This window comes from Streptomyces adelaidensis (assembly GCF_016598475.1).
Taxonomy (GTDB): domain Bacteria; phylum Actinomycetota; class Actinomycetes; order Streptomycetales; family Streptomycetaceae; genus Streptomyces; species Streptomyces adelaidensis.
The window spans coordinates 26,484-40,038 of record NZ_JAEMUX010000024.1; the positions used below are offsets into that span (position 1 = coordinate 26,484).

Genomic DNA, 13,555 nt, shown 5'->3' on the forward strand with positions numbered 1-13,555 from the left:
TGTGAGGGTGGCCCCGGTTTTTTGTGTGGCACGCGTGTACGATCACGTTCTTCACATCGCATTTCTTGACTCTCAGGGGGGACTTGAGTGGCTAGACCCTTGTCCGGAGCCGTTGCCGCCGCTATAGCCGGGGCGCTGCTGGTGTCGTCGGCGAGTGCGGCCACCGGTGCCGACGCCTCGACGCCCGACGCGCTGGACGTACGGATCGCGAAGGCGATGGCGGCGGACGACACCGCCGGTGAGACGGCCAGGACGGCGAATGAGCCGTCGGCGAGCGAGAGTTCGGACGGTCCGACCCAGGACGCCCAGATCATCGGCGGCTCGGAGACCACGATCGGCTCGGCGCCGTGGATGGCCCAGCTCTGGTACTACGACCCGACCCTGGACCTCGGCTTCTTCTGCGGCGGCACGGTCGTCGCGCCGACGAAGATCCTCACCGCCGCGCACTGCGTCGACAAGAACAACTACGACTGGGCCAGCTACGGCGCCATCGTCACGGGTACGAACCAGCTGCCCACGGCCGTTCTCGACGACGACGGCAACTACGTGAGCACGGACTACCACGGCGGAACCGCCACCGCGCTCTCGCGCCAGTGGAACCACTCCTCGTACGACGAGGACACGATCGACAACGACATCGCGGTCCTCACGCTGGCGACGCCGGTCAAGGCCACGCCGATCAAGATGACGACGTCCGGCGACACGGCCTCGTACGCGGCCGGCACGACGGCCAAGGTCTACGGCTGGGGCCGTACCAGCTCCACCACCGACGACGTCTCGCAGACGCTGAAGACGGCCACGCTGCCCGTCGTGAGCGACACGAACTGCGCGAATGTCTGGCCCGACTACTTCATCAAGGGCCACATGGTCTGCGCGGGCAAGCCGTCCGGCGGCACCGACGCCACGACCACCACCACCTGCAACGGTGACTCCGGCGGCCCGCTCGTCGTCAACAACAAGGTCATCGGCGTCGTCTCGTGGGGCGTCACGGACTGCGTGTGGGAGGGCGTCTACCCGGTCTTCGCGAAGGTCAGCAAGTACGTCGGCGTGACCTACCCGCGGATCGACGACAGCGACATCAGCCGGGACGGCAAGGCCGACGTCTTCCTGCGCAACAAGGAGACCGGCACCGGCTATGTCCGCGCCTCCAAGGGCTCCTCGCTCGGCGACCGCGCGTCCCTGAACTCCCGCGGCAGCTGGAAGGGCTACAACCTCGTCCAGCAGACCGACCTGAACCGGGACGGTCACCAGGACTTCGTGCTGCGCCGCTCCTCCGACGGTGACGTCTTCTGGCGGCGGTACGTGCCCTCGTCCAACACCTGGACGACGACGCAGATCTTCGACAACTGGAAGACCCGCACCCGGATCCTCACCCCCGGTGACGTCACCGGCGACGCCCTGCCCGACCTGCTGTCGGTCGACTCGGCGGGCGCCCTGTGGATCTACCCGGGCAAGGGCAACGGCACGTTCTCGACCCGCGTCAAGGTCGGCACGGGCTGGAACACGTACAACGCGGTGCTCGGTCACGGCGACTTCACCGGCGACGGCAAGGCCGACCTGATCGCGCGCACCAAGACCGGCTCGAACGTCTACCTCTACAAGGGCGCCGGCAAGGCCGGCACGAGCGCCTTCGCCGCCCGTGTGAAGGTCCGCTCGGACTGGAGCGCGTACAACACGCTCATCACTCCCGGTGACGTCAGCGGCGACGGCAGGGCGGACCTCCTGGCCCGTACGCCGGCCGGCACGCTGTACCTCTACAAGGGCACGGGCAAGGCCACGAGCGAGATCTTCAGCACACGGGTCTCGGTCGGCACCAGCTACGCCCAGTACGACCTTCTCGGCTGAAACACCAGGTGAGCCCGGTCCCGCCGGGCTCATCCGTCACACACGGTGCCCACCGCTCTTTACACGATGGGCACCGTTCGTCGTGCAACCCTTTCCCGGATTACTCCGTCTGACCGAACGGAGTGACCATGAAGCGGTACGGCCACATCCGACCCGACAGGCCTGGGCCTGAGCGCAGGGGGTAACCGACCGGAAGAGAACCGAGGAGCAGATGTCCGCCGAGAGCACGGCCGAGAGCACGCTGGACCCCGGCACCACCGGCCCGCGCCACCGCGCGGCCAAGGGCCGCCGCCGCAAGTCGCGCGAGGGGCACAGCAGGGCGGCGCTCGCCGTCGTCTGGACCGCCGCGGGCGTCCTGGTGCTGGGCGGTAGCGGAATCGGCTACCTGTACTTCAAGCTCAACGGCAACATCAAGAGCGTCGACATCAACCACGCCCTCGGCACCGACCGGCCTCTCGACGTCGACAACGGCTCGCAGGACTTCCTCGTCCTCGGCTCCGACACCCGCTCGGGCAGCAACAAGAAGCTCGGCGGCGGCACGGACGACGGCAGCGCCCGCTCCGACACGGCGATGGTCGTGCACGTCTACGAGGGCCACAAGCGGGCCAGCGTGGTCTCCATACCCCGGGACACCCTCGTCGCCCGGCCCGAGTGCACCGACGCGAACGGCAAGACGTATCCGGCGGCCTCCACGGCGATGTTCAACTCCGCGTACTCCACCGGTGGCGCCGCGTGCGCGGTGAAGACCGTCGAGTCCATGAGCGGCATCCGCATGGACCACTACATCGAGGTCGACTTCGCGGGCTTCGAGAAACTCATCAACGTCCTCGGCGGTGTGGACATCACCACCACCAAGGACATCAAGGACGCCGACAGTCATCTCGACCTGAAGGCCGGCGAGCACACCCTCACCGGCAAGCAGGCGCTCGGCCTCGTCCGCACCCGGCACGGCGTCGGCGACGGCTCCGACCTCGGCCGCATCCAGCTCCAGCAGGCCTTCATCAAGGCCCTCATCGAGCAGGTCAAGGAGGTCGGCATCCTCACCAACCCCAAGAAGCTGTACGACCTCGCGGACTCCGCCACCGACGCCGTCACCACGGACTCCGACCTCGACTCCGTCAAGGACCTCGCCTCCTTCGTCAACGGCCTCAAGGGCATCAGCTCCAAGAAGATGACCATGGTCACCATGCCCGTCCAGTACGACCCCGCCGACCCGAACCGCGTCCTGGTGGCCGAGGCCAAGGCCAAGCAGGTCTGGGCCGCCCTCAAGGCCGACCGGACCATCCCGAAGTCGGCGACGAAGAACACGGCGACGGGCACGGCGGACGGGGTCGTGGAGTCCGCCGCCGGATGACCGGGGGCCGCCAGGAGGCACCCCTGACGCGCCCCGGGAATACCTGACCGCACCCCCCGGTTTTGGGAGATACGGCCAGTCCTGGCAGACTGGTACGTCGGCCCCGGTTCACGCTTCCGCACCCCGCGACAGCGACCCGGCGCCCTCCCGAAACTAGGAGACACCTTGAAGCGCGACATCCACCCCGAGTACGTCGAGACGCAGGTCAGCTGCACCTGTGGCGCGTCGTTCACCACCCGCAGCACGATCCAGAGCGGCACCGTCCGTGCCGAGGTCTGCTCCGAGTGCCACCCGTTCTACACGGGCAAGCAGAAGATCCTCGACACCGGTGGCCGCGTGGCCCGCTTCGAGGCCCGCTTCGGCAAGGCTGCCGCTGCCAACAAGTAGCGAGCCCCCAGCGCCGGTCCGCGGTGCCCCCACGGGGGCGCCGGGACCGGCGCTTTGCGGTGCAGCCCACTCAAATCGTCGTACAGGGAGTCGGAGAGATGTTCGAGGCGGTCGAGGAACTGGTCGGGGAACACGCCGACCTGGAGAAGAAGCTCGCCGACCCGTCGGTCCACGCGGACCAGGCCAACGCGCGCAAGCTGAACAAGCGCTACGCGGAGCTGACCCCGATCGTCGGCACGTACCGCTCCTGGAAGCAGACCGGCGAGGACATCGTCACCGCCCGTGAGTTCGCCGCGGACGACCCGGACTTCGCCGCGGAGGCCAAGGAGCTGGAGAAGCGGCGGGACGAGCTGACGGAGAAGCTGCGGCTGCTCCTCGTCCCGCGCGACCCCAGCGACGACAAGGACGTGATCCTGGAGATCAAGGCGGGCGCCGGCGGCGACGAGTCCGCCCTGTTCGCCGGAGACCTCCTGCGCATGTATCTCCGGTACGCCGAGCGTGTCGGCTGGAAGACCGAGATCATCGACTCCACCGAGTCCGAGCTCGGCGGCTACAAGGACGTCCAGGTCGCCGTGAAGACCAAGGGCGGTCAGGGCGCCACCGAGCCCGGCCAGGGCGTCTGGGCCCGGCTGAAGTACGAGGGCGGCGTGCACCGCGTGCAGCGCGTGCCGTCGACCGAGTCGCAGGGCCGTATCCACACCTCCGCCGCCGGTGTGCTGGTCACGCCCGAGGCCGAGGAGGTCGATGTGGAGATCCACGCGAACGACCTGCGGATCGATGTCTACCGCTCCTCGGGGCCCGGCGGCCAGTCCGTCAACACCACCGACTCCGCCGTGCGCATCACGCACGTTCCCACCGGAGTCGTCGCCTCCTGCCAGAACGAGAAGAGCCAGCTGCAGAACAAGGAGCAGGCGATGCGTATCCTGCGCTCCAGGCTGCTCGCCGCGGCGCAGGAGGAGGCGGAGAGGGAAGCCGCCGACGCCCGCCGCAGCCAGGTCCGTACCGTCGACCGCTCCGAGAAGATCCGCACGTACAACTTCCCGGAGAACCGCATCTCGGACCACCGCGTCGGCTTCAAGTCCTACAACCTGGACCAGGTCCTGGACGGTGAACTCGACGCGGTGATCCAGGCCTGCGTCGACGCGGACTCGGCCGCGAAGCTGGCAGCCGCGTAAGGCACGTACGAGTTACGACGGAGGACTTGCGTGAACCTGCTGCTCGCGGAAGTGGCCCAGGCCACCCAGCGCCTGGCCGACGCCGGCGTGCCCTCGCCGCGCAACGACGCGGAGGAGCTCGCCGCGTCCGTGCACGGCGTGAAGCGGGGCGAGCTGCACACCGTCAAGGACTCCGACTTCGACGCCCGGTACTGGGAGGTCATCGCCCGGCGCGAGCAGCGTGAGCCGCTCCAGCACATCACCGGACGCACATACTTCCGCTACCTCGAACTCCAGGTCGGGCCAGGGGTGTTCGTGCCCCGGCCGGAGACCGAGTCGGTCGTCGGCTGGGCCATAGACGCCGTCCGCGCGATGGACGTCGTCGAGCCGCTCATCGTCGACCTGTGCACCGGCTCCGGCGCCATCGCCCTCGCCCTCGCCCAGGAGGTGCCGCGCTCGCGCGTGCACGCCGTGGAGCTGTCGGAGGACGCCCTGACGTGGACCCGCAAGAACATGGCGGGCTCGCGCGTCGACCTGCGCCAGGGCAACGCCCTGGACGCCTTCCGCGACCTCGACGGCCAGGTCGACCTGGTCATCTCCAACCCGCCGTACATCCCGCTCACGGAGTGGGAGTACGTGGCACCCGAGGCCCGCGACTACGATCCCGAACTCGCCCTGTTCTCAGGGGAGGACGGCCTGGACCTGATCCGAGGCCTCGAACGCACAGCGCACCGGCTCCTGCGCCCCGGCGGTGTCGTCGTCATCGAGCACGCCGACACCCAGGGCGGCCAGGTGCCGTGGATCTTCACCGAGGAGCGGGGCTGGGCCGACGCGGCCGACCACCCGGACCTCAACAACCGGCCGCGGTTCGCGACCGCCCGCAAGGCGCTGCCCTGATGAGCACGCGCCCGACGGCAGATTTTCCGGAAGCCCAGCATTACGTGTACGAGGAGGCCCGCTAGATGGCACGGCGATACGACACCAACGACGCGACCGACCGCGCCACCGGTCTGCGCGAGGCCGCGTCCGCCATCCGCCGGGGCGAGCTCGTGGTGCTGCCGACGGACACCGTGTACGGCATCGGCGCGGACGCGTTCACCTCCGAGGCCGTGGCCGACCTGCTGGAGGCCAAGGGCCGGGGCCGCAGCATGCCCACGCCGGTCCTCATCGGCTCCCCGAACACCCTGCACGGCCTGGTCACCGACTTCTCCGAGATGGCCTGGGAGCTCGTCGACGCGTTCTGGCCGGGCGCGCTCACCCTCGTCGCCAAGCACCAGCCGTCCCTCCAGTGGGACCTCGGCGACACCCGCGGCACGGTCGCCGTCCGGATGCCGCTGCACCCCGTCGCCATCGAGCTGCTGACCGAGGTCGGCCCCATGGCGGTCTCCTCGGCGAACCTGACCGGCCACCCGGCGCCGGAGAACTGCGACGCCGCGGAGGCGATGCTCGGCGACTCCGTCTCCGTCTACCTCGACGGCGGCCCGACGCCCGGCAACGAGCCGTCCTCCATCGTCGACGTCACGGGCAAGGTCCCGGTCCTGTTGCGCGCGGGCGCCCTCTCGGCGGAGGAACTGCGCAAGGTCGTACCCGACCTCGAGGTGGCGAATTGACGGCCCCTGACGCGGGGCGTGGCATATGGGACGGGGAAGAGACGCGGACCTTCACGGGTCTGCCGCGTGACACCTTCCGCATCCTCCACGTCAGCACCGGCAACGTATGCCGCTCACCGATCACCGAGCGGCTGACCCGGCATGCCCTGGCCGACCGGCTCGGGGACCCGCTGTGGGGCGGCCTCGTCGTCGAGAGCGCGGGCACCTGGGGGCACGAGGGCGCGCCCATGGAGGCGAACGCGGAGGCCGTCCTCGCGGACTTCGGCGCGGACGCCTCCGGCTTCACGGGCCGCGAGCTGCTGGACGACCACGTCATCCGCGCCGACCTCGTCCTGACCGCCACCCGCGACCACCGGGCCCAGGTCATCTCCATGGGCCACTCCGCCGGCCTGCGCACCTTCACCCTGAAGGAGTTCACCCGCCTCGTCCGCGCCATCGACCCGACCACCCTCCCTCCCCTGGAGGAGGGCATGGTCGTACGCGCGCGGGCGCTGGTCCGCGCGGCGGCGGCTCTACGCGGGTGGCTCCTCGCCCCGACGGCCGAGGCCGACGAGGTCTACGACCCGTACGGGGCGCCCCTGCCCTTCTTCCGCTCGGTGGGCGACGAGATAAACCAGGCACTGGACCCGGTGGTGACGGCGCTGACGGGGGTGCCCGCACGCGCTTGACTTACGGGGTGCCCGCGCGGGCGTGATGCCGGGCGTTCCGGGGGGTGCGGGCCTACATTGGACGTACGTCACCGTCGACGCCCCGGAGTCCACCATGTCGGTCACCCCTGTCCTCGAGGCCGATGTCCTGCGACGGCAGGACCCCCAGCTGGCCGAGATCCTGCTCGGCGAGCTGGACCGGCAGTCGACGACGCTGCAACTGGTCGCCGCCGAGAACTTCACGTCCCCGGCGGTGCTGGCGGCCCTCGGCTCGCCGCTCGCCAACAAGTACGCGGAGGGCTATCCGGGGGCCCGGCACCACGGGGGCTGCGAGATCGTCGACGTCGCCGAGCGGCTGGCCGTGGAGCGGGCCAAGGCGCTGTTCGGGGCCGAACACGCCAACGTGCAGTCCCACTCGGGGTCTTCGGCCGTGCTGGCCGCGTACGCCGCCCTGCTGCGCCCCGGTGACACCGTGCTGGCGATGGGGCTGCACTTCGGCGGCCACCTCACGCACGGGTCGCCCGCGAACTTCTCCGGCCGCTGGTTCGACTTCGTCGGCTACGGCGTCGAGGCGGAGTCGGGGCTCGTCGACCACGAGCAGGTGCGCACCCTGGCCCGTACACACCGCCCCAAGGCGATCGTGTGCGGGTCGATCTCGTACCCCCGCCACCTCGACTACGCGTTCTTCCGGGAGGTCGCCGACGAGGTGGGCGCCTATCTGATCGCCGACGCCGCCCATCCCATCGGGCTGGTCGCCGGGGGAGCGGCGCCCAACCCGGTGCCGTACGCCGACATCGTCTGCGCCACCACGCACAAGGTGTTGCGCGGGCCGCGCGGCGGGATGCTGCTGTGCGGGAGCGAGCTGGCCGAGCGGGTGGACCGGGCGGTGTTCCCGTTCACCCAGGGCGGCGCGCAGATGCACACGATCGCCGCGAAGGCCGTCGCGTTCGGGGAGGCGGCAACACCGGCGTTCACGGCGTACGCCCATCAGGTGGTCGTCAACGCGCGCGTGCTGGCCCGGGGGCTGGCCGCGGAGGGGCTGGCCGTCGTCACCGGCGGCACCGACACCCATCTGCTCACCGTCGATCCCGCGCCACTCGGCGTCGACGGCCGCACCGCCCGAGGCCGGCTCGCGGCCGCCGGGATCGTCCTCGACTGCTGTGCGCTGCCCCACGGCGACGCCCGTGGTCTGCGGCTCGGAACGGCCGCGCTGACCACGCAGGGCATGGGCGAGGCGGAGATGGCACGGCTCGCCGTGCTGTTCGCGGGGGTGCTGCGGGACGGCGGCGACGGCAAGCGGACGCGTGAAGAAGTGCGGGACCTGGCCGGAAGATTTCCGCCGTATCCGCGCTGAGGCGGGGTAGACGCACCACTGGACACAGCATCACGTGCAACCATCGTCGCTACCCGGAAGTCCCCAACCATATGCATGCATCGCTAGGGTGTGGGGCTGTGATGGCCAGCGAGACCTGTGGGGAAGCCTGTGCGTGAATACCTCCTGACGCTCTGCATCACGGCCGCGGTGACGTATCTGCTGACAGGGCCGGTACGGAAGTTCGCGATCGTGGCCGGAGCCATGCCGGAGATCCGTGCGCGTGACGTCCACCGGGAGCCCACGCCTCGCCTCGGCGGCATCGCGATGTTCTTCGGCCTCTGTGCCGGTCTGCTGGTCGCCGACCACCTGACCAACCTCAGCGAGGTCTTCGCCGAGTCCAACGAACCACGGGCGCTGCTCTCCGGTGCCGCGCTGATCTGGCTCATCGGCGTGCTGGACGACAAGTTCGAGATCGACGCCCTGATCAAGCTCGGCGGGCAGATGATCGCCGCGGGCGTGATGGTCATGCAGGGGCTGACGATCCTGTGGCTACCGATCCCGACCGTCGGCATCGTCGCGCTGACCCAGTGGCAGGGCACGCTGCTCACGGTCGCCCTGGTCGTCATCACCATCAACGCGGTCAACTTCGCCGACGGCCTCGACGGTCTCGCGGCCGGCATGGTCTGCATCGCCTCCGCCGCGTTCTTCATGTACGCCTACCGCCTCTGGTACAGCTACGGCATCGAGGCCGCCGCCCCCGCCACCCTCTTCGCGGCGGTCCTGATGGGCATGTGCCTGGGCTTCCTGCCGCACAACATGCACCCCGCGCGGATCTTCATGGGCGACTCCGGCTCGATGCTGATCGGCCTGGTGCTGGCGGCCGGCGCGATCTCCATCACCGGGCAGGTCGACCCGGACGTGATGGGCCTGTACGGCTCGGAGCGCAGCACGGTCTACTCGATGGTGCCGGTCTACATCCCGCTGCTGATGCCGCTGACCATCATCGCGATCCCGGCGGCCGACCTGATCCTCGCGATCGTGCGCCGCACCTGGCGCGGCCAGTCGCCGTTCGCCGCGGACCGGGGGCATCTGCACCACCGGCTCCTCGAGGTCGGGCACTCGCACAGCCGGGCCGTGCTGATCATGTACTTCTGGTCGGCGGTCATCGCCTTCGGCACCCTCGCCTACACGGTGAACTCGGCGTCCATGTGGATCGTCCTCGCGATCGCCATGCTCAGCGGAGTCGGCCTCTTCCTCCTCCTGCTCCCCCGCTTCACCCCCCGCGCCCCGCGCTGGGCGCAGCGCTTCGTACCGCCCCGCTACCGCCGCCGGGTGCCCACCGCCGACGCCACCCTCCAGCCCGCCCTCGACTGGACCCCGTCCCTCAACGGCGCGACCGCGATCGGCGGCCGGACCAAGGACGAGGAGCCCAGCCCAGCGGGGGCACACCGCTGAGAACGCCTGGGGGACCTCCCTTTCGGCTTTTCTCCTCTAGTTCGCTCGGCCTGACGGCGACTCAGGCCTCGGCCGAGGCCCCGCCCACCAAGACGCTCGGGTTCGGTCGCAGCTGGGCCGGAGACATCGACGGCAAGCTCAAGGGCAAGATCAAGAAGGCCTGACCCGAGCCCCCGTCGGGGGCGATCTCCAGCACCGGAGGCCGGTGTGCGTTCACTCGCACACCGGCCTCCGGCCGTCCGTCGCGCGGCGTCGAGGCGGGTCGTCGCGCTGACGGGAAGGTAAGAATCTGACTAACGCTTTGCCGATGGCATGCAACAGCCTGTCGGGGCAAAGGGTCTTATACCAGGCAAGTCGGCGCTGTTTCCGCGCAGACGGGCGAGTTCACTCTCATGTGTGACCCCTGGAGCGGCATTCAGGTAAAGACCTCATCAAATAGTTTGTGATACGGTTCACGAGAACCCGGGATGGAGCCGAAGGGCCGCGATACGACGGTCCACCGGCGTGAGATTTCCCCTCGCCCCCGGGGTCTACGCTCGTCCATGACGACACCTGCCCCCCTTGAGTAAGCGGAGTTGCCGCCATGCCGTCCAATGACGCCCGGATCCTCCTTCAGGCCGCCGTACCCACGGTAGCCGTCGGCGCCATTGCCGCTGTCATCAGCGGTGTGGCCGTCGGAGGCAAGGGAGCCGTCGGCGCCATGGTCGCGGCGGTGATCACCATCCTGTTCATGGGGATCGGGCTCTACGTTCTGCAGCGCACTGCCAAATCGCTTCCTCACCTGTTCCAGGCGATGGGGCTGATGCTCTACGCGGCACAGATCCTGCTGCTGTTCATCTTCCTGGCCGCGTTCAAGAACACCACGCTGTTCCACCCCCGGGCCTTCGCGTTCACGCTCGTCGCCACCACCCTCGTGTGGATCGGCGCACAGACGCGCGCACACATGAAGTCCAAGATCCTCTACGTCGAACCCGATTCCTCGACGGGCAACAAGCCCGAAAAATCGGGGCATTCGTCGTGAGGAGTAGGGCCGGGATAAGCGTCCGCAGGAGATCCTGCTATCGTCCGGTGCCAACTGCGGCATCGCGGGCGCGGGCAATCGAGCTGACGCCTGCCCTAGTGCGAGGCTCGATGCCCCACAGCCGCCCTCACATCCGTAACACCAGTCCAGTGCCGAACCGCGGCTGCGCGCCGCGCCGACACAACGAGGTTGCCGTACCCATGCGCCACGCTGAAGGAGCCCGCGGTGAGTGCTGACCCGACGCAGGTGCTCGCCTTCGAAACCGACTGCCACATCTTCGCCGACTGTGGCTTCGCCGAGGTTTCGCCCGGCCTGCATTCGTTCCTGTTCCAGCCCCTCCTGGGGCACCAGGACGACGCGATCTACTTCAACAAGACGATGCTGCTGGCGCTGCTCGGCTCGATCATCGTCATCGGGTTCTTCTGGGCCGCGTTCCGCAAGCCGCAGGTCGTACCCGGCAAGCTCCAGATGGTCGCCGAGGCGGGCTACGACTTCATCCGGCGTGGAGTCGTCTACGAGACCATCGGCAAGAAGGAAGGCGAGAAGTACGTTCCGCTCGTCGTCTCGCTCTTCTTCTTCATCTGGATGATGAACATCTGGTCGATCGTCCCGGTCGCCCAGTTCCCGGTCACGGCGATCATCTCCTACCCGGCGGTGCTCGCCCTGATCGTCTACATCACCTGGGTTGTGCTGACCTTCAAGCGGCAGGGCTTCGTCGGCTTCTTCAAGAACGTCACCGGCTACGACAAGTCGCTCGGCGCGGTGCTGCCCCTGTCGATGACGATCGAGCTCTTCTCGAACCTCCTGATTCGGCCGTTCACTCACGCCGTACGACTCTTCGCGAACATGTTCGCAGGCCACACCCTGCTGCTGCTCTTCACGATCGCCAGCTGGTACCTGCTGAACAGTTTCGGCATCGCCTACGCGGGTGTCTCGTTCGTGATGGTCCTCGTCATGACCGCCTTCGAGCTGTTCGTCCAGGCCCTGCAGGCGTACGTGTTCGTCCTGCTGACCTGCACCTACATTCAGGGCGCTCTCGCCGAGCACCACTGATCAGGCGCCTCTCCTACCCCCAACTCGTCCGGTGGCCAACCCCCACCGGTCCGTAAAGAAAAGGAAGAACTGGCATGTCTACCCTTGCTGCTGTCGAAGGCTCCCTCGGTTCCATCGGTTACGGCCTGGCCGCCATCGGTCCCGGCGTCGGCGTCGGCATCATCTTCGGTAACGGCACCCAGGCCCTCGCCCGTCAGCCCGAGGCCGCCGGCCTGATCCGTGCCAACCAGATCCTCGGCTTCGCCTTCTGTGAGGCGCTCGCCCTGATCGGTCTGGTCATGCCGTTCGTCTACGGCTACTGATCGCCAGACCAGACCAGCCGACTTAGACGAAAGGCACACACATGAGCCAGCTGCTCATCGCGGCGGGGGATGGGGAGAATCCCCTCATCCCGCCGATCCCTGAGCTTGGTATCGGCCTCCTCGCCTTCGTCATCGTCTTCGGCTTCCTCGCCAAGAAGCTCCTCCCGAACATCAACAAGGTTCTGGAAGAGCGTCGCGAGGCCATCGAGGGCGGTATCGCGAAGGCTGAGGATCTCCAGACCGAGGCCCAGAGCGTCCTTGAGCAGTACAAGGCTCAGCTCGCCGAGGCCCGGCACGAGGCCGCGCGTCTGCGCCAGGAGGCGCAGGAGCAGGGCGCCACGCTCATCGCCGAGATGCGTGCCGAGGGTCAGCGGCAGCGCGAGGAGATCATCGCCGCCGGCCACTCGCAGCTCGAGGCCGACCGCAAGGCCGCCTCGCAGGCGCTGCGTCAGGACGTCGGCAAGCTCGCCACCGACCTGGCCGGCAAGCTCGTCGGTGAGTCCCTGGAGGACCACTCGCGGCAGAGCCGTGTCATCGACCGTTTCCTCGAGGACCTTGAGGAGAAGGCCGAGGCGACTCGATGACAGCACACGGAGCGAGCCGCGAGGCCACTGCGGCGGCCCGTGAGCGTCTCGACGCGCTGACGGACTCCACGTCCGTGGACGCGACCCTGCTCGCCGACGAGCTGGCCGCCGTCACCGCGCTGCTCCACCGCGAGGTGTCGTTGCGTCGGGTCCTCACCGACCCGGCGCAGGCCGGCGAGGCCAAGGCCGAGCTGGTCGGCCGTATCCTCGGCGGCCAGGTCGGCACGACCACCGTCGACCTGGTGTCAGGCCTGGTGCGTTCGCGCTGGTCGCAGCCCCGCGACCTGGTGGACGCCCTGGAGCAGCTGGCCGCCGTCGCCGACCTCACCGCCGCACAGCGGTCGGACACGCTCGACGACGTCGAGGACGAGCTGTTCCGGTTCGGCCGGATCGTCTCCTCCAACACCGGGCTGCGCTCCGCCCTGACCGACCGCGCCGCGAGCGCGTCCGCCAAGGGCGAGCTGCTGCGCAGCCTGCTCAGCGGCCGCGCCGCGACCACCACCGAGCGTCTGGTGACGCGCCTGGTGACCGCGCCGCGTGGACGTAGCCTGGAAGCAGGGCTCGACGCCCTGTCCAAGCTCGCCGCGGAGCGCCGGGACCGCGTGGTCGCCGTCGTCACCTCGGCGGTCCCGCTGAGCGACCCGCAGAAGCAGCGCCTCGGCGCCGCCCTGGCGAAGCTCTACGGCCGTGCCATGCACCTCAACCTCGACGTGGACCCCGCGGCCCTCGGCGGGATCCGGGTCCAGGTCGGTGACGAGGTCATCAACGGCTCGATCGCGGACCGACTCGAGGACGCCGGCCGCCGACTGGCGAGCTAGCACAAAAACT

14 protein-coding genes are annotated in these 13,555 nt (G+C 69.0%); all 14 read left to right on the top strand.

The annotated features are described in order from the left end of the window. The first annotated feature begins 99 nt into the window (after positions 1 to 99). Positions 100 to 1,845, top strand: a complete 1,746-nt coding sequence (locus I8N67_RS16340; RefSeq protein ID WP_234045796.1) for a trypsin-like serine protease — start codon at positions 100 to 102, stop codon at positions 1,843 to 1,845. A 211-nt stretch (positions 1,846 to 2,056) separates the two neighbouring features. Further along, positions 2,057 to 3,199, top strand: coding sequence for an LCP family protein (locus tag I8N67_RS16345; RefSeq protein ID WP_200303833.1), 1,143 nt, complete (start codon positions 2,057 to 2,059; stop codon positions 3,197 to 3,199). 165 nt (positions 3,200 to 3,364) lie between these two features. After that, on the top strand, positions 3,365 to 3,586 hold the full coding sequence (gene rpmE / locus I8N67_RS16350) for a 50S ribosomal protein L31 (protein ID WP_200303834.1): 222 nt from the start codon (positions 3,365 to 3,367) through the stop codon (positions 3,584 to 3,586). Positions 3,587 to 3,684: 98 nt separating this feature from the next. Beyond that, a complete protein-coding gene (prfA, locus tag I8N67_RS16355) occupies positions 3,685 to 4,761 on the top strand; it encodes a peptide chain release factor 1 (RefSeq protein ID WP_200303835.1) in 1,077 nt (358 codons plus the stop codon). Between the two features lie 30 nt (positions 4,762 to 4,791). Next, the gene (gene prmC / locus I8N67_RS16360; protein ID WP_200303836.1) at positions 4,792 to 5,637 is read left to right on the top strand and encodes a peptide chain release factor N(5)-glutamine methyltransferase; all 846 of its coding nucleotides are present in this window, start codon (positions 4,792 to 4,794) and stop codon (positions 5,635 to 5,637) included. Between the two features lie 65 nt (positions 5,638 to 5,702). Beyond that, the gene (locus I8N67_RS16365) at positions 5,703 to 6,350 is read left to right on the top strand and encodes an L-threonylcarbamoyladenylate synthase (RefSeq protein WP_046917283.1); all 648 of its coding nucleotides are present in this window, start codon (positions 5,703 to 5,705) and stop codon (positions 6,348 to 6,350) included. After that, positions 6,347 to 7,018 (top strand): arsenate reductase/protein-tyrosine-phosphatase family protein, encoded by a 672-nt coding sequence (locus tag I8N67_RS16370; protein WP_200303837.1) that lies wholly within the window; start codon positions 6,347 to 6,349, stop codon positions 7,016 to 7,018. Before I8N67_RS16365 ends, I8N67_RS16370 begins: the two co-directional genes overlap by 4 nt. Positions 7,019 to 7,112: 94 nt before the next feature. Continuing rightward, the gene (gene glyA, locus I8N67_RS16375; RefSeq protein WP_200303838.1) at positions 7,113 to 8,351 is read left to right on the top strand and encodes a serine hydroxymethyltransferase; all 1,239 of its coding nucleotides are present in this window, start codon (positions 7,113 to 7,115) and stop codon (positions 8,349 to 8,351) included. A 129-nt stretch (positions 8,352 to 8,480) separates the two neighbouring features. Then, positions 8,481 to 9,767 carry an MraY family glycosyltransferase gene (locus I8N67_RS16380; RefSeq protein WP_200303839.1) on the top strand — a complete coding sequence of 429 codons (1,287 nt, stop codon included), beginning with the start codon at positions 8,481 to 8,483 and terminating at the stop codon, positions 9,765 to 9,767. A 583-nt stretch (positions 9,768 to 10,350) separates the two neighbouring features. Next, positions 10,351 to 10,788 (top strand): Cg1360 family ATP-synthase-associated protein, encoded by a 438-nt coding sequence (locus tag I8N67_RS16385; protein WP_200303840.1) that lies wholly within the window; start codon positions 10,351 to 10,353, stop codon positions 10,786 to 10,788. Positions 10,789 to 11,013: 225 nt separating this feature from the next. Next, a complete protein-coding gene (gene atpB / locus I8N67_RS16390; RefSeq protein ID WP_200303841.1) occupies positions 11,014 to 11,841 on the top strand; it encodes a F0F1 ATP synthase subunit A in 828 nt (275 codons plus the stop codon). Between the two features lie 74 nt (positions 11,842 to 11,915). After that, positions 11,916 to 12,143, top strand: coding sequence for an ATP synthase F0 subunit C (gene atpE / locus I8N67_RS16395; RefSeq protein ID WP_124436723.1), 228 nt, complete (start codon positions 11,916 to 11,918; stop codon positions 12,141 to 12,143). A gap of 41 nt (positions 12,144 to 12,184) precedes the next feature. Further along, positions 12,185 to 12,727: a F0F1 ATP synthase subunit B gene (locus tag I8N67_RS16400; RefSeq protein ID WP_200303842.1), complete on the top strand. Its 543-nt coding sequence runs from the start codon at positions 12,185 to 12,187 to the stop codon at positions 12,725 to 12,727. Then, on the top strand, positions 12,724 to 13,545 hold the full coding sequence (locus I8N67_RS16405; RefSeq protein WP_200303843.1) for a F0F1 ATP synthase subunit delta: 822 nt from the start codon (positions 12,724 to 12,726) through the stop codon (positions 13,543 to 13,545). The genes I8N67_RS16400 and I8N67_RS16405 overlap by 4 nt, the downstream gene beginning before the upstream one ends. The last annotated feature ends 10 nt before the right edge of the window (positions 13,546 to 13,555 follow it).

Coding starts and splice junctions, on each gene's coding strand:
- I8N67_RS16345 (WP_200303833.1), top strand. CDS start 2,057: ATGTCCGCCGAGAGCACGGCCGAGAGCACGCTGGACCCCGGCACCACC.
- prfA (WP_200303835.1), top strand. CDS start 3,685: ATGTTCGAGGCGGTCGAGGAACTGGTCGGGGAACACGCCGACCTGGAG.
- I8N67_RS16365 (WP_046917283.1), top strand. CDS start 5,703: ATGGCACGGCGATACGACACCAACGACGCGACCGACCGCGCCACCGGT.
- glyA (WP_200303838.1), top strand. CDS start 7,113: ATGTCGGTCACCCCTGTCCTCGAGGCCGATGTCCTGCGACGGCAGGAC.
- I8N67_RS16385 (WP_200303840.1), top strand. CDS start 10,351: ATGCCGTCCAATGACGCCCGGATCCTCCTTCAGGCCGCCGTACCCACG.
- atpE (WP_124436723.1), top strand. CDS start 11,916: ATGTCTACCCTTGCTGCTGTCGAAGGCTCCCTCGGTTCCATCGGTTAC.
- I8N67_RS16400 (WP_200303842.1), top strand. CDS start 12,185: ATGAGCCAGCTGCTCATCGCGGCGGGGGATGGGGAGAATCCCCTCATC.
- I8N67_RS16405 (WP_200303843.1), top strand. CDS start 12,724: ATGACAGCACACGGAGCGAGCCGCGAGGCCACTGCGGCGGCCCGTGAG.